General features: G+C 43.8%; 15 protein-coding genes. 9 read left to right on the top strand and 6 right to left on the bottom strand.

From position 1 onward, the window contains the following. Nucleotides 1-206 precede the first annotated feature (206 nt). From AN391_RS11390 to AN391_RS11405, 4 genes are all read right to left on the bottom strand, one after another. Nucleotides 207-1,211: a YeiH family protein gene (locus AN391_RS11390; RefSeq protein ID WP_055015511.1), complete on the bottom strand. Its 1,005-nt coding sequence runs from the start codon at nt 1,209-1,211 to the stop codon at nt 207-209. Further along, the gene (locus tag AN391_RS11395) at nt 1,211-2,206 is read right to left on the bottom strand and encodes a TauD/TfdA family dioxygenase (RefSeq protein ID WP_055015512.1); all 996 of its coding nucleotides are present in this window, start codon (nt 2,204-2,206) and stop codon (nt 1,211-1,213) included. Before AN391_RS11395 ends, AN391_RS11390 begins: the two co-directional genes overlap by 1 nt. 9 nt (nt 2,207-2,215) lie before the next feature. Then, the gene (locus tag AN391_RS11400) at nt 2,216-3,178 is read right to left on the bottom strand and encodes an aldo/keto reductase (RefSeq protein WP_029773103.1); all 963 of its coding nucleotides are present in this window, start codon (nt 3,176-3,178) and stop codon (nt 2,216-2,218) included. A gap of 195 nt (nt 3,179-3,373) precedes the next feature. Further along, on the bottom strand, nt 3,374-4,123 hold the full coding sequence (locus AN391_RS11405) for a GntR family transcriptional regulator (protein WP_055015513.1): 750 nt from the start codon (nt 4,121-4,123) through the stop codon (nt 3,374-3,376). A 170-nt stretch (nt 4,124-4,293) separates the two neighbouring features. Here AN391_RS11405 and AN391_RS11410 point away from each other — a divergent pair, with 170 nt between their 5' ends. The 9 genes from AN391_RS11410 (at nt 4,294) to AN391_RS11450 (ending at nt 17,148) form a co-directional block, all read left to right on the top strand. Then, entirely contained in the window at nt 4,294-5,061 is a 768-nt protein-coding gene (locus tag AN391_RS11410; protein WP_235576193.1) for a sulfite exporter TauE/SafE family protein, read from the top strand. A gap of 107 nt (nt 5,062-5,168) precedes the next feature. Then, a complete protein-coding gene (locus tag AN391_RS11415) occupies nt 5,169-7,229 on the top strand; it encodes an alpha-xylosidase (RefSeq protein ID WP_055015514.1) in 2,061 nt (686 codons plus the stop codon). A 101-nt stretch (nt 7,230-7,330) separates the two neighbouring features. Next, nucleotides 7,331-9,067 carry a solute:sodium symporter family transporter gene (locus tag AN391_RS11420; RefSeq protein WP_200910095.1) on the top strand — a complete coding sequence of 579 codons (1,737 nt, stop codon included), beginning with the start codon at nt 7,331-7,333 and terminating at the stop codon, nt 9,065-9,067. 212 nt (nt 9,068-9,279) lie between these two features. Further along, nucleotides 9,280-11,706: a TonB-dependent receptor gene (locus AN391_RS11425; RefSeq protein ID WP_055015515.1), complete on the top strand. Its 2,427-nt coding sequence runs from the start codon at nt 9,280-9,282 to the stop codon at nt 11,704-11,706. A gap of 211 nt (nt 11,707-11,917) precedes the next feature. Beyond that, on the top strand, nt 11,918-13,501 hold the full coding sequence (locus AN391_RS11430) for an alkaline phosphatase (protein ID WP_055015516.1): 1,584 nt from the start codon (nt 11,918-11,920) through the stop codon (nt 13,499-13,501). A gap of 11 nt (nt 13,502-13,512) precedes the next feature. Further along, nucleotides 13,513-15,300 carry an alkaline phosphatase gene (locus tag AN391_RS11435; RefSeq protein WP_055015576.1) on the top strand — a complete coding sequence of 596 codons (1,788 nt, stop codon included), beginning with the start codon at nt 13,513-13,515 and terminating at the stop codon, nt 15,298-15,300. A gap of 126 nt (nt 15,301-15,426) precedes the next feature. Then, the gene (locus AN391_RS11440) at nt 15,427-16,140 is read left to right on the top strand and encodes a hypothetical protein (protein ID WP_055015517.1); all 714 of its coding nucleotides are present in this window, start codon (nt 15,427-15,429) and stop codon (nt 16,138-16,140) included. Between the two features lie 332 nt (nt 16,141-16,472). Then, the gene (locus tag AN391_RS11445) at nt 16,473-16,835 is read left to right on the top strand and encodes a hypothetical protein (RefSeq protein WP_055015518.1); all 363 of its coding nucleotides are present in this window, start codon (nt 16,473-16,475) and stop codon (nt 16,833-16,835) included. Nucleotides 16,836-16,839: 4 nt separating this feature from the next. Then, a complete protein-coding gene (locus AN391_RS11450; protein ID WP_055015519.1) occupies nt 16,840-17,148 on the top strand; it encodes a hypothetical protein in 309 nt (102 codons plus the stop codon). Nucleotides 17,149-17,222: 74 nt separating this feature from the next. On the opposite strand, the gene AN391_RS11455 is transcribed toward AN391_RS11450, so the two are convergent. Beyond that, entirely contained in the window at nt 17,223-19,112 is a 1,890-nt protein-coding gene (locus AN391_RS11455) for a monovalent cation:proton antiporter-2 (CPA2) family protein (RefSeq protein ID WP_055015520.1), read from the bottom strand. 95 nt (nt 19,113-19,207) lie between these two features. Next, nucleotides 19,208-19,888: a DUF4097 family beta strand repeat-containing protein gene (locus tag AN391_RS11460; protein WP_055015521.1), complete on the bottom strand. Its 681-nt coding sequence runs from the start codon at nt 19,886-19,888 to the stop codon at nt 19,208-19,210. Nucleotides 19,889-20,085: the final 197 nt, after the last annotated feature.

Genomic DNA, 20,085 nt, shown 5'->3' on the forward strand with positions numbered 1-20,085 from the left:
CCTTCGGGTTCTGCCTAGGGGCGATAAACTCTTTGTTGCCTACATGGATGTAGGTAAGGGGCGTGAGCAGGACGCGGAAGCTTTACTCGATTTTTACTTAGCCCACTAGGTTACAAATCTCGCGCCGCGATTTAATCACCCCTAGATTGAACAAATTTCAATCCGCAAAGATCAACACGCCCTAACTACTCAATACACTCAAGGTTTTAGCTACACAATACAAAGCCAAGTATTAACAGTGCTATCCAAATGGTTTCGGCAACAATCATTATTATTGGCTTTAAACCTACCTCGGTGAGTTTGCCTAGGTTTGTTTTCATACCAATGGCGGCGATGGCGGCAATTAAAAAGAATCGAGAAAGCTCATTGGTGGTTTCAAGCACAATTGCTGGCAGGTTAAAGGTGCTGTTTATAATCATTAAAATTACAAAGCCAATTAAAAACCCCGGTACTTTTGGCAGCTCGCCATGGTTACTTTTGTTTGAGCGGTTAATCACAACCATCATAATAAGTACTACAGGCAACAGCATGGCTACTCGTACTAGTTTAGTCAGTGTTGCTATATCGCCTGCCTCGGGCGATACCGAATACCCCGCACCGACTACTTGGGCTACATCGTGTATGGTGCCACCTAAAAATACGCCGGCGTTGTGGGCGTCAAACTCAAGGTAGTTAACCACAATCGGGTATAAAATCATCGCTATGGTCGACATAGCCGTTACGCCAATTACAGTCAGTAACGTATCGCGCTCTTTATGCTCGCTATTAGGCATAATAGATGAAATAGCCAGTGCTGCCGATGCACCACAAATAGCGACTGACCCTCCGGTAAGTGCGCCAAAACGCTTTTGTAAACCAAATACTCGGGCAAGTACAACCCCTAAAATAATGGTGGTAAATATAGCGCCAGCTAGCATTAACGCGGTTTGCCAACCCAGTGTAATTAAATCACCTAACGCAATGCGAGTCCCCAGTAACACAATACCTACGCGTAAAACCGTGGTGCCGGTAAAGTCTATGCCTTTAGCGCACGGGCTATCACTTTGATATAAAAACGACACCGCCATGCCTAATAATAAGGCAAATAGCATAGCGGGTGCGCCATAGTGTTCACTTAAAAATAAAGCGGCAAGGCCAGTCATCGCTGCAATACTAGCGCCTTGCCATAACGGGGAAATTTTTACCTTTAGCGCATTGGTTAAGCTTTGCATTAGGCGTTAGCTGCAGTCAGAGCTACAAGTACTTGGCGTTTACGCTCGCCAGTAAATGGGCGACGGCCATGCATAGCCATTTCGTTATCAACTAAAGCTACATCGCCATCTTGCCAGGCTAAATCGAAGGTATAGTCTTTTGATAGCTCAACAATTTTCTCAAGTCCCGCTTTAGGAATAGCGCTGCCATCGCCAAAGGTAATAGCAACCGATGGATTTTCGCGTACGCCTTTCCAGCCCATGTAAGCGGCTATTAATTGGTTATAAAAAACCTGGACGCCGTTTTCTAGGGTAAGTACAGCGGGTAAAACAGGGGTAATTGCTTTTAAGGAGCCATCTTCTAGCCATTCCCACTCGTAACCTAGCTCAGTAAGTTTATTGTGCGCTTCTTCTTTGGTTTCAACACTTAGGGTGCTTTTCCAGCTGCGCCCTTGACCCGATGTAGCATCGTCGGCTGCGGGCATATAAGTGGTGTATTTTAAGCCTTTTTGCTCAAAGTCATCGGCTAATTGGCTATCATATTGCTTTAATGCGCTAAATAATTTATCTGAGCGACAAAGTGGCGTTGCGCCGCCTTCCTCAGCTGCCGATTTACAAAAAAAGAACAGCTTACTAGGCGAAATAGGTGTTTGCGCCATTTCGTGATGAAGGTAAATTTCTACATCTTTTGGGGCTTCATTAGCGGTAAATACACGCTCAGTAAAGTTAATACGTACCGCATTGGATAGCGACTCTTGGTACGTAAAGTTGTCGTAATCAAATCCTGCTGAAAACGTATCAAACGTCTCGGCGCTATTAATAGGAAAGCCTCTAAACAATACAGCGCCTGAGCTGCGAAGTTTTTTAGCCAGCTCACTTTTGTGAGCGCGAATAAAAGCTACCGCTTCTTCAACGGTGCTGGCGTTATTGTTATTAACCACAATGCACGGAAAAACCGAGTCATCAAACGTTAATTGTGTAGGCACTTGGGCATAGTTAAGTTCGGTAGCTGACATGTTATTATCCTAATCGTAAATAGGGTGAAAACGGTTAAAGGCAGCTTCACAAAAGTGCCCAGGGTCGTTAAAACGGCGATTGCTATTAAGCGCAGAAATTTGCGCCATTTCTTGCTCGGTTAATTCAAAGTCGAACAGCGCGAGGTTTTCTTTCATGCGCTCAAACTTAGAGGTTTTTGGAATAATGGCGGTGCCACGTTGCACGCCCCAGCGCAGCACAACTTGTGCGGGGGTTTTGCCATGGTTTTGCGCCGCAGCTTTTACAACGCTTTGCTCAAGCACCGACTCAGTTTGATCGGCCATTTCAAGCTCAAGGTACGAAAGCGCACCCAGCGGTGAAAACGCCGTAACCGGAATATCATACTGTTTGGCAAGCCTTACTAGTCGCTCTTGGGTTAAATAAGGGTGCGACTCAATTTGCAGCATCGCGGGTTTAATTGTGGCGTAGGTCATTAAATCGTGAATAAGTGCGCTTGAGTAGTTACACACGCCAATGCGTTTTGCTTTGTTGTTATGTACTTGCTCTTCCATTGCTTGCCACGTTAAATGCAGTGGCACTTTTGCCAGCTCCATTTGGGGATTTTGTGCATCTGGGTCTACAAACCATTCTGGCGGGTAGCGTGTTTCGATTGGCACAAACGTTTGCGCAATCGGAAAGTGAATTAAGTATAAGTCGAGGTAGTCGAGCTTTAAATCGCTCAAGGTTTTATCAATGGCAAGCTCTACATGCTCTGGCGCATGAAAGGTATTCCATAGTTTTGACGTAACCCATAATTCTTCGCGGGTACATAGGCCGTCTTTTATTGCTTGGGCTATGCCATCGCCCACTTGTTCTTCGTTGCCGTAGTCTGATGCGCAATCAAGATGACGGTAACCTGCTTTAATAGCTTGGTACACTGTTTGCGCGCAATCTTCTTGTGCTACTTTCCATAAACCGAACCCGACTGGCGGGATGTTATTTAATGAACTCATTGGGAATTCCTGTTAAAATTGCATAATGACTTTGGTCTTGTATAAGACATAAGTTATTATACGAATCTAACAGTGTCAACACTATGTTAACGCGTAAGGAATAAATGAAAGGGGCTAAAAACCTACAGGCAGCAAAAAGGCAGCGTTTGCTGCCTTTAAAAAATATTTAATAAGTGCGCGTTAATATGAACAGTATCAATCAAGTTCAATTTGGTAGTGGTAGTGATCGCTACGGCATTTGCTCAAACGGTATTCTATGCGTTTACCTTCGATTGATTCGGTAATGCGCGATACCAACAACAGTGGGTCACCGGCTTTAATAGCGAGTAGTTTAGCGTCGGTTTCATCTGCTAAAACGGCTTTAATGCTGTCTTGGGTTTTATGTACGGTTTGGTTAAATTTGGTTTGGTAGTAATGATACAATGTATGCGGAATATCACTACTTTGATGTATATCAGGAAAGAAACTTTGCGGTAGGTATATAGTTTCGGTCATGCAAAATTCGTTATCGAGAATACGTCTGCGGACAAGCTTAGTAACTTTGTCTTTTTTATTAAGTTGCAGGGCATCGATTACATCTTTTGGTGCAGGGCAAAGTTCAACCGACAATAGCTCGGCTTTAGGTAAGTCGGCACCTTTGCCGTCAGCCTGCAGCGGGAAAAACCTAAACAGGGCATCTTGCGCGGTGTGCTCAGATACAAACGTACCAACACCTTGGCGACGAGTAACTATTTTATCGTCGGTTAATAAATTAAGCGCTTTACGAACAGTGCCTTGGCTTACGTTAAATTCTTCAGCAAGGCGAAACTCGCTTGGTAATACTTCTCCAGGCACCCAGCGTCTTTCAACAATGAGCTGTTTAATATAATCAGCCACTTGTAAGTAAAGTGGTTGAAAAGCCAAGCTTGGGCCACTTAATTTGTGATCAAACATAGAGTTACTCATTGTTATTTACCATTAAATTTAATCCACCTGTATTTATATCATAGGTGAAAACTTTTGCGCAGCTTTGCGCAAGCTCAATTAATTGTGAACTATTGCCGTGTAGTTTGTTTTTACATTATGCCTAAAAACAAATCGTTACACTACAATAGCGCACATCTAGGATATTTAAAGTGCTCAGTATTTCGTTAGAACTCATCTTGCTTATGGCGCTGTGCCTAAGCCTAGCCACCATAATGCAAACGCTAAGCGGGTTTGGCTTTGGGTTGTTGGTGGTTGCAAGCTTTACGCTGCTAGATGTTTTACCGCTCACCGCGACTACATTTTTAGTCAGCTTATTAGGCTTGGTTAACTCAACCACTGTGGTGGTAAAAAACCGCAGTGCAGTAAAACTGCCCGAGCTTAAACTTATGTTGTATACCGGTATTCCGCTAATGCTGTTAGGTTTTATATTGCTTGAATATATGTCGGCGCATTTAACGCAGTTTTTAAACTTTATTTTAGGGATTAGTATTTTATTATGCTGTGGCTTAATGCTAATTGGTCGTGATAGAGCCAATAAGCAAAGCGGGCGTGGCTCATTTTTAATTGCTGGCGGCGTAAGTGGTTTGCTAGGCGGGCTGTTTTCAACGTCGGGGCCGCCGCTGGTGTTTCAGTGCTATAAACAAAGTTGGTCTATTGAGGCCATACGCAGCACATTACTTGCGGTATTTACCATTGGTGGCATAGTACGTGTAGGTATTGCGCTATTTGGCACCTTACCCGAGCTCGATATTATGTTTTTAATTGCTGCGGCCATACCTCTTGTGCTTTTAGTTACACACTTTGCCCGTAAATTAACGCCTTATGTTGATGCAAAATGGATTCGTATAATAGCAATTACTTTGCTGGGTTTAAGTGGGGTTTCGCTGGTGGCTACATCGGCACCGAGTATATTTTAAATCAAGGGCGTAAATTAACTTAACTTGAATTTATTTACGTTGACATGGGGATTACAATTATTTAACTTGTGTCTTATACAAGACTAATAATTGGTTAAGGAACTCCCATGAATGCATTTGAATTACGTGAGCCAGACTGGAACGCTATAGAGCCAGCACGCTTAATTGCAGAGCCTAAGCTACAAGGCCATGTGCTAGTTTTACCGACCCAATTTGGCGAGGTTAGCGTTACCATAAGCCAGTTTGGTTTACGTTTAAATGCAGGCTCCACGCATGACGAGACGTTTAAAATATTAACCACCACCCCTTCTAACTTACCGCTTTCACTTAATACATTAGACCACGGCTTTGCAGCCACTGCCGGTGACTACCGCTTAGAATTTTACAGCGACCCGTTTTACTTTAAGCTTTATAAAAACGACAAATTAGTACAGCAATCAGCAACCGATGGCCACTTTGTGCGCCAGCATCGTTTACCACCACTGGCTAAAACCAATAACGGCTGGATTTTAAGCCTAGAGCTAAACTACGACGAAGCCGTATACGGCCTTGGTGAAAAGTGGGGCAAGCTTGATAAACGCGGCCAACTTATTCGCTCATACAACCATGATGCACTGGGCGTAAACGCCGAAAAATCTTATAAAAATACGCCATACGCTTGGAGCCCTGAGGGCTGGAATTTATTTGTACACACGCCAGCGCCCGTTACACATGGCGTAGGTTACGCACTTTGGTCGCAACGTGCTTATGTGTGTTTAGTAGAAGACGACGCATTAGATGTATTTTTATACCAAGAGCAAACGCCTGCACAAAGCATTAATCGCTACTGCGAGCTAACTGGTTTTGCGCCGGTGCCACCACAGTGGAGCTTTGGTGTTATTTTATCAAAAGCATATTACAAAGACGCCGACGAGTTATTAAGTGTAGCCCGCGAAGTACGCGCTAAAAACATGCCGTGCGATGTAATTACCCTTGATGGTCGCGCATGGCAAGACACCGACACCCGCTTTGCCTTTGAATGGGACCCAACACGTTACGCCGACCCAAAACCTGTACTTGATGAACTAAAAGCCATGGATTTTAAAATTTGTGTATGGGAATACCCGATGATCTCGGTAAACAACCCATTATTTGCTAAAGCGGCCGAAAACGGTTGGCTAATAAAAGATAAACGCACAGGTAAAGCGTACCAATACGAGTGGGATTTAAGCCCCTTTGGTGAAGTACTTACGCCATTACCAGAGTCGGGTATTTTAGATTTTACTCATCCCGATGCTTACGAATACTGGCTCGAATCGCACAAGCCACTGTTTGAGCTTGGCGTAGATATGATAAAAGCAGACTTTGGCGAACAGCTAGAAGATGAAAACATGGTATCGCACAGTGGCGACAGCGGTATAAGATTACACAACGTATACAGCATGTTATACAACCGCTGCGTTTATGAAGCCGCCGAAAAATACTGTAAAACAGGGCCATTTTTGTTTAGCCGATCGGCATGGACGGGCAGCCAACGATTCCCTGCACAATGGGGCGGTGACCCACAGGCCGATTGGCAAGGTTTAGCAGCGAGCATTCGCGGTAGCTTAGCGTGGGGCATGTCGGGCGGGCCATTTTTTGCAACTGACATTGGCGGTTTTTACAAAGATACGCGCGATGCAGAGCTTTATGTACGCTGGGCGCAAGCGTCGGTATTTAGTGCGCATATGCGCTTACATGGCATTGGCCCTCGCGAACCGTGGTCATACACCGAGCAAGCAAGTGACGCCGTATTTGCAGCGCTTAAATTACGCTATCAGTTAATTCCGTACTTACAAGCGTGTGCAGAGCAAGCGCAGCAAACAGGGCTGCCTATTCAGCGTGCCATGGCACTGGCATTTCCTGATGAGGTATTGGCACATCGTTTTGATCAGCAATTTATGTGCGGCGAAAAACTTCTTGTTGTGCCATGTGTGGTACCTAGCGGTAAAGTTAAATTTTACTTACCGCAAGGGGAATGGTTGAGCTTTCCTGATGGGCAAACTTACGAGGGCGGTAAGTATTACGAAGAAACACTTGAGCTTACACAAATGGCCGTATTTGTTCGTAAAGGCGATACGCTCATGCTCGGCCCAGAGGTTCAACACACAGAGCAAGACATGAGCCAGCTAACAGCTTGGCCAAAATAAAACTCGGTAAATAGCAAACACACACAACACACGTAACACACACAATAATAAAGATATTAGCTTACTTTTTACCGAGTAAAGTAAGCTAAAAGGGGCGCAAGATGGAAGGTATGAACATTACCATGACACTGCTATCGTGCCTGGCGTTTATGGCGCTGGTAGGATATATCTCGTACCAAAAAACCAAAGGGGAAGTTAACACCCAAGACGGCTACTTTTTAGCGGGGCGTGGTTTAACAGGTACATTTATAGCGGGGTCAATGATCCTCACTAACTTATCGGCCGAACAACTTATTGGCCTTAATGGCTCAGCGTATGGTTACAACCTCAGTTCTATGGCGTGGGAAGTAACTGCTGGGATATCCACCATTATAATGGCGCTGATCTTTTTACCGCGGTATTTAGCCGGCGCGTTTTCTACCTTGCCTGAATTTTTGCGGGATCGTTTTGACGATACCGTACGCCGCATGACGGTGATCTTATTTATGGTAGGGTATTGTTTTATAACGATCCCTTCTGTTTTGTACTCAGGATCAATCGCTGTTCTTAGGTTATTTGATGTACCTACCCTATTAAACTTAAGCTACCAAGCAAGCTTAATTGTCACCATTATTATTGTAGGCTCCGTGGGCGCTATATATGCGGTATTTGGCGGTTTAAAGGCGGTTGCGGTATCGGATACCATTAACGGGGTTGGGCTATTAATTATTGGTATTTTAGTGCCAACTCTTGGCCTTATTGCCCTTGGCGATGGTAACTTTGCCGATGGCTTAAGCACCCTAGTAAACACCGATACCGAAAAGCTCAACGCCATTGGTAGCAGCGACGATCCCGTGCCATTTGGTACCATTTTTACCGGTATGATCCTCGCTAATTTATTTTACTGGGGCACCAATCAGTACGTGATCCAGCGTACATTGGGCGCTAAAAACTTAGTAGAAGGCCAAAAGGGCGTGTTGTTTTCAGGGTACTTTAAAGTACTAGTCCCTTTTATGATGATGATCCCAGGCGTAATTGCGTATCACCTTTATAAACACGAAAGCTTACAAACCATAGATTTAGCCTACCCACATTTAGTAAAAGATGTACTGCCTCAGTACTTATCTGGGTTCTTTTTAGCGGTGCTATTAGGTGCGGTATTTAGCTCGTTTAATTCACTGTTAAATAGTGCTGCCACATTGTTTTGTTTAGATGTTTACAAGCCAATGAAAAAAGACCAAGTAAGCGACGAAAAGCTAATTAAAGTGGCTAAAACCACCAGTATTGTAATTGCTATATTATCGTTTATTACTGCGCCGTTACTGATGTTTGCCCCAGAAGGTTTGTGGCACATAATTCGTGTATTTACCGGATTTTACAACATTCCGGTCATCACAATTGTGTTAGTGGGTTTATTTACTCGTAAAGTGCCTGCACTGGGCGCTAAAGTGGCGATTGTATTTCATGTTATTGCCTACACTTTGCTTAAATTTGTGTGGGACGTAGACATTAACTTTATCCATATTTACGCCATATTATTTTTTATTGAGCTGGCCATTATGTTAGGTATTGGTTATTACAAACCTCTTACCACTCCGTGGAAATTTACCCGCAAAGCCGAGGTAAACCTAAGCCCTTGGAAATACGCGTTGCCTTGCGCCATTGTATTGGTGAGCTTAATTGTAAGCCTGTACATACTGTTTTCTCCCCTTGGGCTTGTTGGTGGCACCAGCGTTTACTTTGTACCGAGCTTAGTTGCCGTTTGGACTAGCGCCTTTGTGCTTAGCTGGTGGAGCGTACGCCGATGGCATAAACGCTACACAAGCAGCTTGGCGCATATTGGCTTAGAGCGAGCATAACGCGCCGTTATATTCTTTATATAAATTTTAAATCACATTTTATTCACATAATGTTTGCAATAAAGGGTGAGTTTGTTTAAGTTTATATCTCTTATATAAGACATAAGAGATATAAGGAAAATAACTACAACACTCTGGCACCGCTTTTTAGCAACCCACACACTTGCTAGCGCGGTAATTTAACAGCACACACGCACAATTTGGAGAATGACATGAGAGCTAAAAAGTCCGTCTTAAGCTTGGCAGTCACGTTAGCAATGACAACGGGTTTAGCGCTAAGCACGCAAGCACATGCGCAGCAAGAGCAAACTGAACAACAAGCAGAGCAAAACGATAACGATAAGTTTGAAAAAATTGTTGTAACCTCACAAAAACGAACGCAAAGCCTAAACGAAGTACCGCTAGCGGTGTCTGTACTGAATAGTGATCAGATAGATTCGGCATTTGCTAATAACATGGAAGGCCTGCAGTCACTTGTGCCTTCGGTCAGTTTTAGAAAAGGCACCACAACCCGTAACTCTGCGCTAACAGTGCGTGGTATTGGTACTATTTCGTTTAGTATTGCTGCTGAGCCAAGTGTAGCAACCGTGGTTGATGGCGTAGTACTTGGCCGCTCTGGTCAAGCCTTTGCCGATTTATACGATGTATCTCGCATTGAAGTACTGCGCGGCCCACAGGGTACCTTATTTGGTAAAAATGCTTCGGCGGGTGTGGTAAACATTACAACCAAAGATCCTTCGTACGATACCACCGGCAGCGTAGAAACCTCGTTTTATCAAGACAACGAATACCGCTTTAAAGGCGTGGTAAGCGGCGGCTTAACCGACGACTTAGCAGCAAGCTTAACCGTGTTTAAAGGTAAGTTTGATGGCTACATTGATAACGTTTACAACAACGAAAAAGTAAACGGTTACGACCGTGAAGGCGCACGTGCTGTATTTAAATACGAGCCAAGCGATGACTTAAACGTAAAATTTATTGCCGAATTTTATAACGCCGACGACGACTGTTGTGCCGATTTAGAAGCCCTGCCAAGTGGCCGTAACCCAGATTCAGACGCAGCCCCTAACAGCAACGGTATTGTTGATGGTGTGGCCGATATTGACCTAGACCAGCGCAAAGTTGATCACGACTATGAGTCGCGCACCATTGACGAACACAGCGCGTTTTCGGTACAGGTTGATAAAACTATTGGCGACTACACATACACCTCTATTACTGCGCAGCGCTCGTGGGATAACACCGAATACCGCGAAGGCGACTTTACCTCAATTGCCGGCGACAGTAACGAACCGGTATTTGGCGCGCCCTTTCAATTACACGATTTAGGAGCCCAGCAGTGGGATCAGTTTTCGCAAGAATTTAGAGTTACTTCAAACCTAGCGGGTCCGTTTAACTATGTGGCTGGCTTATTTTACTGGAACATGGACTCGCAACGTAACTTTACCCGTGACGCGAGTTGTCAAAATAACGGTGGCCAATTAGACGCTGCAATGGCGTATTACGCACAAAATAACTTAACCGGTGCAGAGCTTGATGCCGCATTGGCCGACTTAGACGGCTACACACAAAGCTTAGGTGTAAGCTGTAATGCTAACGATATTGTATCGGCAACCGCGTACATGAGCACCGAGTTTAACAACTGGGCAGCCTTTGCCGATGGTACTTACGATTTATCGGAAGACTTACGTGTACTGTTTGGTATTCGTTATACCGACGATGAAGTGTCGTACACACACCGCCGCGTAAGCAATGACGAATTTGGCCGCACCGGTGTAGGTGTACGCTCAGCAGCACTAAATACTGACGAATCAGGCAGTGCAGAAGAAACCAACGTGTCGGGTCGTTTAGGTATGCAATACGACCTAGGTGATGGCCAAATGGTTTACGGTACTTACTCGCAAGGCTATAAAGGCCCTGGTTTTAACGTGTACTACAACTTTAATCCAGATAACGATAGCCGCGAAATATCGCCAGAAGAGTCAGATGCATACGAGTTAGGCTACAAATACGCAAGTCGCGACTTTGTATTTAACTTTGCTGTATTTAGAACCGAAATTGAAGGCTTTCAAGCCAATAACTTTGACTGTTCAGACGGTACCTGTATTACCCGTTTAACCAATGCAGGTGATGTAAGTACACAAGGTGCTGAGGTTGACTTTATGTGGGCGGCTACCGATTCACTTACTTTAACCGGTGGTATTGCGTACATTCAGGCCGAAATTGACGAGTTTAATTGTCCGGCAGAGGTAGAAGCAGGTTCATGTACTGACCGCTCTGGCTTAGATGTCCCGTTTTCGCCAGATTTAAAATACTCACTAAGTGCTGATTACTTTATTGAAACAGAGCACGACTTTAATATTCATATTAACGGCTCTTACATTTACACCGACGAGCAATACTCAGACCTACCAAACAATGTAGGCGAGTTTAACCCAGCTGCGTTACTGCCAGATTACGGTATTTTAAACGCAAGTGTGGGTTTATCGTTTAAAGATGATGCATTTAGAGTATCGCTTATTGCTAAAAACTTAACCGATGAAAGCTACGTAACCACCTACAGTGGCGACAACTTCCGTTACCAAATTCCGCGTGATGCAGAGCGCTACTTTGGCGTATCGTTTAAGGCGCGTTTTTAATTTTATAAATATATCCCTGTGAAAATTGTGCTAAGCGCAGCGTTTAACCCGCTGCGCTTTTTTGTGTCTTAATTTTGTCATGGTTTAGTCATTGTTTTTTAATTAAAAGTACTCTTAGAGGTCACATCTATTTTCTATAGTGCAGCGGTTACTTATTTGAGGTTTACGCTTCAAGCAAAAAATAACCACTACACAATGGGAATAATAAAGGATGAAAATTAAAAAAGTTGCTGCGGCAGTTGGCTTAACGTTTATGTTAAGTGCTGCAAGTCATGCCGATGTATTACCACAAAGCCAAACAGACAATGACTGGTATACAAATGCCCAAACTACACTCGCCACAAAAACTGCGCTTGCACAAAGCCAGCAAACAACAAAAGCTAAAAACGTTATTTTGTTTGTAGGCGACGGCATGGGTGTATCTACCCTTACCGCAGCACGTATCTTAAAAGGACAAAGAGCGGGCGATTTAGGTGAAGAAGGTTATTTAAGCTTTGAAGAGTTCCCGTACTCAGCACAAGTAAAAACATACAACGTAGATGCACAAACACCGGATTCTGCAGGCACAATGACCGCGATGATCTCAGGGGTTAAAACCGATGTAGGCGTTATTGGTGTAGACGAAGACATAGAGCGCGGTGTGTGTTCAACTGTATCGGGTAATGAGCTTTTAACAGCAACTGAACTTGCTGAAATTAAAGGCCTAGCAACCGGCATTATTTCAACAGCGCGTATTACCCATGCAACGCCAGCGGCAACCTATGCTAAATCGGCAGACCGTAACTGGGAAGATATCTCAGACATGCCAGAAACCGAAACTGCCTGTGAAGATATTGCCTCGCAATTAGTTAATTTTGAAAAAAACCTAGAAGCACGGTTTGTAGGTACCGACGTAGACGGCCTTGATTTTGTAATGGGTGGCGGACGTCGTCACTTTCTACCAAAAGATGAAGCAGCTAATTCAGCAGATGCACTTAGCGCTGTAGAAGGCGATCGTACTGATGAGCGTAACTTAGTTACTGAGTGGCAAACACAATACCCACAAGGTACTTATGTTATGGACCAAGCAGGCTTTGATGCCATTGCTGATGATGCCACTAAAGTGTTTGGCTTATTTAACGAATCGCACATGCAATACGAAGCAGACCGCGCAAACGATATTGCCGGCGAGCCATCGCTGAGCGAAATGACCAGCAAAGCAATTGATGTATTAGGTAAAAACGAAAACGGCTTTTTCTTAACCGTTGAGTCGGGCCGTATTGACCACGCACACCACGCGGGTAATGCCTACAACGCACTTAACGACACCATTGAATTTGCTAAAGCCGTGCAAGCTGCGGTAGATAATACCAACCCAGAAGAAACCCTTATTTTAGTAACCGCCGATCACAGTCACGTATTTACTATTGCTGGCTACCCTAAACGCGGTAACCCAATTTTAGGCCAAGTAGTTGCGGTAGGTGAAACCACACCAAGCCTTGCTGCCGACGATATGCCTTACACCACAGTAGGTTATGCAAATGGTTTAGGGTTTAGAAATTTAGTTGATGAAACAGATGCCGATGCAGCATATACAACTGGCCCAGTTGCTGGACGTGTAGAGCTTAGTGGTGTTGATACTACCAATGTTGGCTTTCACCAAGAAACCACTGTCCCTCTTGGCTCAGAAACTCATGCCGGTGAAGATATTTCGCTGCATGCAAAAGGCCCTGGTGCACAGCTAGCTCAAGGCGTAATTGAGCAAAACGTAGTATTTCATTTAATTAATCAAGCTCTTGAACTAACTCAGCAATAATGGCGGCTAACATGAACAAATTAACAGTACTTTCTTTAGCAGTAATGGTCGCGCTAGCAGGTTGTAGTGACGACGACAAAGACGAAAATAATATTCTCGCGGTAGATAACACCATTGCAGTAGGCTCTGAGCAATGTGTTAATGGCGGCGTAGAAACCCAAACTGGCGTAGATACAAACGGCAACGGCGTGCTAGATAGCGACGAAGTTACCTCTTCTAACTTAGTGTGTAATGCACCTGCTACGTCACTTACCAGCGAGCAACTTGCCACCCTAACTACTAACGCATGGTATGGCGATGCACAAACAAAGCTTGCGGCAACACAGCAAGCTAATAGCGAAGTGGTTACTGAATCTGGCAAAGCGAAAAACGTTATATTATTTGTTGGCGACGGCATGGGTATTTCTACCGTAACAGCTGCACGTATTTTAGCAGGCCAGCTTGAAGGCGGTTTAGGTGAAGACTACCAGTTAAGCTTTGAGAAAATGCCGTACTCAGGTTTTGTTAAAACTTACAACGTAGATGCACAAACGCCAGATTCTGCAGGCACAATGACGGCAATGGTTTCAGGTGTTAAAACCGATGTGGGCGTAATTGGTGTAGATGAAGACATTGAACGCGGCGACTGTGCCACGGTAACAGGTAACGAACTGGTTACCTCATTAGAGCTTGCTGAAATAGCGGGTAAAGCAACCGGCCTTATTTCAACCGCACGTATTACCCATGCAACACCTGCAGCAACGTATGCTAAATCGGCTGACCGTAACTGGGAAGATAACTCTGATATGCCAGAGGGCACAGAAGCCTGTGAAGATATTGCATCGCAACTTGTTAACTTTGAAGCCAACCTAGAGTCGCGTTATGCGGGTATTGATGTTGATGGCATTGATGTTGTAATGGGCGGCGGACGTCGTCACTTTTTACCAAAAGATGAAGCAGCAAATTCAGCCGATGCAGTAAGCGCAGTAGAAGGCGACCGTACTGATGGCCGCAACCTAGTAACCGAGTGGCAAACAACTTATCCAAGCGGCACTTACGTTATGGACCAAACTGGTTTTGATGCAATTAGCGATGATGCCACTAAAGTATTTGGTTTATTTAACGAATCGCACATGCAATACGAAGCCGACCGTGCAAACGATGTAGCGGGCGAGCCTTCGCTTAGCGAAATGACCGAAAAAGCAATTAACGTACTCGATAACAACGACAATGGCTTTTTCTTATCGGTAGAAGCAGGGCGTATTGACCACGCGCACCATGCGGGTAATGCCTACAATGCCCTAAACGACACAGTAGAATTTGCAAAAGCTGTGCAAGTGGCAATGGAAAACACTAACCCAGAAGAAACGCTTATAGTAGTAACTGCCGATCACAGCCACGTATTTACTATTGCAGGCTACCCTAAACGTGGTAACCCAATATTAGGTAAAGTTGTTGCCGTAGGCGAAACCGAGCCAAGCCTAGCTGCCGACGATATGCCATACACCACAGTTGGCTACACCAACGGTGGCGGCTTTAGAGATTTAGGCGATGAAACCGATGCCGATGCAGGTTATGCATTTGCACCTGTTACTGGGCGTGTAGATTTATCAAACGTTGATACAACTGCACCGGGCTTTCACCAAGAGGCACTTGTACCACTTGGCTCAGAAACTCACGCAGGTGAAGATGTAGGCGTATACGCAATGGGCCCAGGCGCTCATTTGGTAACTGGCACTAATGAGCAAAGCTTTTTATTCCATGTAATGGACTTTGCGGCTGATTTAGTTAAAACAGCTGACGAAAAAGTAACGCAGTAACGCACATAGCATGTGTATTTAAAAACAACTCGTACCCTGTGCGAGTTGTTTTTTTATGTCATAAAAATGCCATTGTAAGTCGTTATTATATGGCTATTACAGTGATGTTTAAAAAGAGATAATTTAATGAAACTTGCATTATTTTTAATGGCAACGCTTGCCAGTACCAGCACGTTAGCGCGGCAATGTGATATTGATAGCGCACAGTTAAAAGCCGACTATAAAATTACCAATACTCATAACCATGAGCAAAGCACACAGTCACTAACGCTTTGGCGTAATAACTCGCAAGTTGCGCACCAACGTGAGGTTATTACCGAGCTTTGGCAGCACTTAGCTAACAAGCAAATACGCCCAATTCGTTATTTTAATGCCCAGCAACGGGGTATTGAGTATCAGCCATCTGAGGTACGTGGCATACAAAATTGGAGTGCTAAAAACCAGCTGGTGGATGCGCATTTAATCGAAAAAATGACCCTTTTAAACACCCAAGGCACAGGCTGCGATGAAGTTAAAAACTACGCACTTACACAAGGCGACAACCAATTTAAACTCGCTTTACTTACCAAGTCGAATTTGGTTAAAAGCTTTAGCGTAACCAATAAAAAAAACCACACTCACACTGCGCTTAACTTAAATAATGTAAGCAGTAATAAAGCAGAAATAACTGCACAGTTTGCCAAATGGGATCGCTTCCAAACCACCGACTACGCCGATATTGGCGATAACGAAAACGACCCGTTTTTAGCAAAAATGATCAACCTTGGTTTTATAGAACACAGCGCAACGGGGTTTTATAACCAGCAAGGTAAAGCGATTCAAGGTGGTCACCACCACTAGGTTTTAGACTGTTTAAATGTAGTAGCTCATAGCTGGAAGAGTGAGAGGTTATGGCCTACTTAATGGGGTTAATAAAGTCACAACCATCAAAACACCGTCAGGCTGCTTTCTCTTACCTCTAAAGTAACTCTCGATTTTCAACATATTTATAGTTGGTAATAATTTATACTATTTGATACTAATACAGGTTCATAGAAATGCTTTATAAAACTAAATGATAGAGCACTTAAATTTATTCATTAGTTTTTATACAAAGGCATTAATGCCTCTTTGAGTAATTTAGCATGAACACATTTAGCCAGAAGACACGAAAAAACATACAGGCTTGTTGTATGGCTCCATTTGTAGTTTTTCCTGCACTATTGGTGGCATTTCTAATTTTATATAGTTATTCGCTTGCTACAGGTTACGTGGTCTCTACAACTGGCTTTGAACCTTGGATTATAATGACTTTTGTTGGCTGGCTTTTAGCTGCATTTTTAACTCTTTTTTATGGTTTGCCGATAGCTTTGTTGCTTCAACATTTTAATAAATTCAAACTTCGCTTTTTACTCCCTTTAAGTTTAGTTCCCACATTCATAGTATTGTTAACCAGTAAATCAGAACTCGGGGTGTTATTTATCTATGCTTATAGTTCAGCTATTGTGGCTGTGGCCTACTGGTTTATATTCACGAGGAAAAAGTGTGGAGACTAAAATAATGAAAAAAGTGAATGTGCCGGTAGATTGGGTTGAAAATTCAAACCCTGTTCAGCCTGGTTTATACTTTGTTGCGTCTAGTTATAAAACTGGGTTCGGTTCTTACGATTACCTTAACTGGGATGGTGAAAAGTGGCTTAAAGCTGACTCAATAAGAGTTGTTGGTTGGGTTTCCCTTGGGGATTTTTTAGGCTTAATAGATGCTGGTTGGCCTATGGGTGATGAGCCAGATAAAGAGCTTGAAGAGTTGAGCAATAAAAATAAAGAAAAATTCAAAGGAGACGAAGGTGGATTCGTTGAAGCTGAGTAACATACAAAATTAATTATTCAGAAGTTTTGCCTCTGAACGAGGCAAAACCATTATCTCTAATAATTCAAAACCAACTATTCAATATGAGCATCATCAGGCTTTTTAGGTCTATCAGCTAGCTCTGTTAGGCCGTCTTCACAGTCGCCGCTGTCGCAGGTATTTAAATCACTTTGTGCCTGCTTGTCTTGCTGCAGCACTTGTTTTAAATCTTCCATACGTTGGCGCACGGCTACGCCGTAGCTGGCGTCGTCGCCCCACAGCTCGGCAAGTTGCACAACCGCAGCGCGGTCGTGGTCTCTAAATAGTTTTCCGGCGCGCTGGGCATCTTCTTTATTGTTACCTAACAGTTCAAGCGCCTCTACTGCAAGGTTAATGGCGGAGTCGACCGTTTCGCGATTAAAGGCATCTACTTTTAAGTTAAGCATTTGATACGCATGGCGGCGGTCGATAGCGCGGGCAACTATTTTTAGCTGCGGGTAGTTTTTATGTGCGAGCTTAATTATTTCTATAGTTTTATCTGGGTCGTCTATTGCTACCACCAACATTTGTGCCGTGTGTGCGCCTGCGGCTTCAAGGAGTTCTTGGCGTGCGGCATCACCATAAAATACGGTATTGCCAAAGCGGCGAAGGAGTTCTATTTGGCTTGGGCTGTGATCAAGTACAGTAATGTCGTAGCCTTGCGCGTGCAGTAAACGGCCCATAATTTGCCCAAAGCGCCCGTAGCCCGCAATAATTACGTGTTTTGCTGTGCTAATTTGCTCAGGCTTGTCGAACTCAGGCGCGCTGTTACTGGTGCGTTTTTGTAGCTGCTCGTAAACCATTAATAACAATGGTGCAACCAACATTGAAACAGCCACCACTAACGTCACTAGGCTTGTTTGCTCTGGCGTTAATATGCTTAATGTAGTGGTTACACTTAAAAGTACAAAGGCAAATTCGCCGCCTTGTGCCAGCGCTAAGGCAAACAGTAAACGCTGCTTTTTACTAATATTAAATGTGATGGCAAGGGCAAATAAAATGCAGGCTTTTACTACAATAAGCAGCGCAACGAGTGCAATAACGGTTGTAAATTCATCCGCTAGTAATTCAAAGTTGATTGATGCGCCCACGGTAATAAAAAACAACCCTAAAAGTAGGCCTTTAAAGGGTTCTATATCGGCTTCGAGCTCGTGTCTAAATTCGCTTTCGGCAAGCACTACACCGGCTAAAAACGTACCGAGTGCAGGTGATAAACCAATACTTTGCATCACGAGCGCTATGGCCACCACTAAAAATAGTGCAAAAATAGTAAATATTTCGCGCATGTGAGTTTGTGCAATGTATCTAAATAGCGGCGCTGATACATATTTACCGCCAGCAATAATGGCGGCAATAACCGCTACCGATACGCCTACTTGCTGCCATACCGGCCAGCTTGCAATAATGGAGTCGCTAATTTCTTTTGAGCTACTTTGCGGCGCAAAAGCCAGTAGTGGTAGAAGCGCTAAAATAGGAATAATGGCGATGTCTTGAAACAGTAAAACCGAAAACGCATTTTGCCCGGCTTCTTGTTTTAGCCAGCCTTTTTCTTCAAGGCTTTGCAGCACAATAGCGGTTGATGACAGCGCCAGCATTAAACCAATCGCGAGGGCGGTTTGCCAGTGCATGGCAAAAAACCAGTAACAAAACGCAAAAATAGCCGCGGCGGTAAGTACGACCTGTAAGCCGCCAAGCCCTAATATTGAATGGCGCAGCTTCCATAAACGGGCGGGTTGTAGCTCAAGGCCAACCAAAAACAGCATCATCACTACACCAAACTCGGCAAAGTGCATTACATCAGTTTGATCCCCCACAATACCTAAGGCGTAAGGGCCAATAAGTATGCCTGCAATTAAATAACCAAGTACCGAGCCAAGGCCGACTCGCTTGGCAATAGGTACAGCCACTATGGCCGCCGCTAAGTAAATTAAAGCTATTTCTAACACGCGTATATCCTAATAACATCAAGGCTTTTAGCATGGCTTAGTGGCTTTAAAAATACAATGGGTCATGTGGCTGAAAATGGATCATTTAGTCATAATTAATCGGCTACTTTTACAGGGCCGCTAATATTATCAATGCTTACATCGCCAGAGCCCGATTCGGTAATGGTAAGCCCTTTAGCATGATTTACACGAATATTGCCCGAGCCATCTTCAATGGTTACGCTTGCTTGCACGTGCTCGATAACTAAATCGCCAGAGTTATCGTCAACATCAACCGCGCCATTAATGTTATTAATGGCAATGCTGCCTGAACCGTCTTCAACAGTTAAGGTGCCGCGCACATTGCTAATGCGCATATCGCCCGAACCATCATCAATATCTAAATTTAGATTGCTTGGCACGGTTACAACTACATCTATATGTGGAGATTGGCCGCTGTAAAAGTTAATGCCATTTTGGCTTTTATTTTGGGCAACAAGGTTTGCCTGTTTTCCGTTTTGCTCAAGGGTAAGTGTGTATTCGTCTTCAATGTCGGCTGTGTAAATTGTGGCATCTACACTTATGCTGGTGGCATTAGGCGAGCCTTTAATTTCAAGTGAGCCTGCACCGCTCAACACATTTAAGTATTCTAGATTATTGCTGGGCAGTGAAAGCTGCTGAGTTTGTTTTACTGACGCAACGCTTGGCGATATATGAAATACACAGCCGCTTAATAATAAAATGCCACCAATAAGTGAAAGTGGTTTTGTAATGTTAGATACAGTTGATGAGCTCATGCTTAGTCCTTTGTGTTTGTTATTTATGCTTGTTTTGTATAAGCATAGTAGAGCAAAAACGAGACCAACTATAAGTTATTGATTTTATTAAGGTGATAGGTATGTTTAAAACGCTGGTTTACTAATGATTGGTTAAAAACACTAAAAATTAGCAAAAAGGATGCACATGGCATCCTTTTTAAGTATTTGCTTTTAGG

It is taken from the genome of Pseudoalteromonas sp. P1-13-1a (genome assembly GCF_001401875.1).
Lineage (GTDB): Bacteria > Pseudomonadota > Gammaproteobacteria > Enterobacterales > Alteromonadaceae > Pseudoalteromonas.

Coding starts and splice junctions, on each gene's coding strand:
- AN391_RS11390 (WP_055015511.1), bottom strand. CDS start 1,211: ATGCAAAGCTTAACCAATGCGCTAAAGGTAAAAATTTCCCCGTTATGG.
- AN391_RS11395 (WP_055015512.1), bottom strand. CDS start 2,206: ATGTCAGCTACCGAACTTAACTATGCCCAAGTGCCTACACAATTAACG.
- AN391_RS11400 (WP_029773103.1), bottom strand. CDS start 3,178: ATGAGTTCATTAAATAACATCCCGCCAGTCGGGTTCGGTTTATGGAAA.
- AN391_RS11405 (WP_055015513.1), bottom strand. CDS start 4,123: ATGAGTAACTCTATGTTTGATCACAAATTAAGTGGCCCAAGCTTGGCT.
- AN391_RS11415 (WP_055015514.1), top strand. CDS start 5,169: ATGAATGCATTTGAATTACGTGAGCCAGACTGGAACGCTATAGAGCCA.
- AN391_RS11420 (WP_200910095.1), top strand. CDS start 7,331: ATGGAAGGTATGAACATTACCATGACACTGCTATCGTGCCTGGCGTTT.
- AN391_RS11425 (WP_055015515.1), top strand. CDS start 9,280: ATGAGAGCTAAAAAGTCCGTCTTAAGCTTGGCAGTCACGTTAGCAATG.
- AN391_RS11430 (WP_055015516.1), top strand. CDS start 11,918: ATGAAAATTAAAAAAGTTGCTGCGGCAGTTGGCTTAACGTTTATGTTA.
- AN391_RS11435 (WP_055015576.1), top strand. CDS start 13,513: ATGAACAAATTAACAGTACTTTCTTTAGCAGTAATGGTCGCGCTAGCA.
- AN391_RS11440 (WP_055015517.1), top strand. CDS start 15,427: ATGAAACTTGCATTATTTTTAATGGCAACGCTTGCCAGTACCAGCACG.
- AN391_RS11445 (WP_055015518.1), top strand. CDS start 16,473: ATGGCTCCATTTGTAGTTTTTCCTGCACTATTGGTGGCATTTCTAATT.
- AN391_RS11450 (WP_055015519.1), top strand. CDS start 16,840: ATGAAAAAAGTGAATGTGCCGGTAGATTGGGTTGAAAATTCAAACCCT.
- AN391_RS11460 (WP_055015521.1), bottom strand. CDS start 19,888: ATGAGCTCATCAACTGTATCTAACATTACAAAACCACTTTCACTTATT.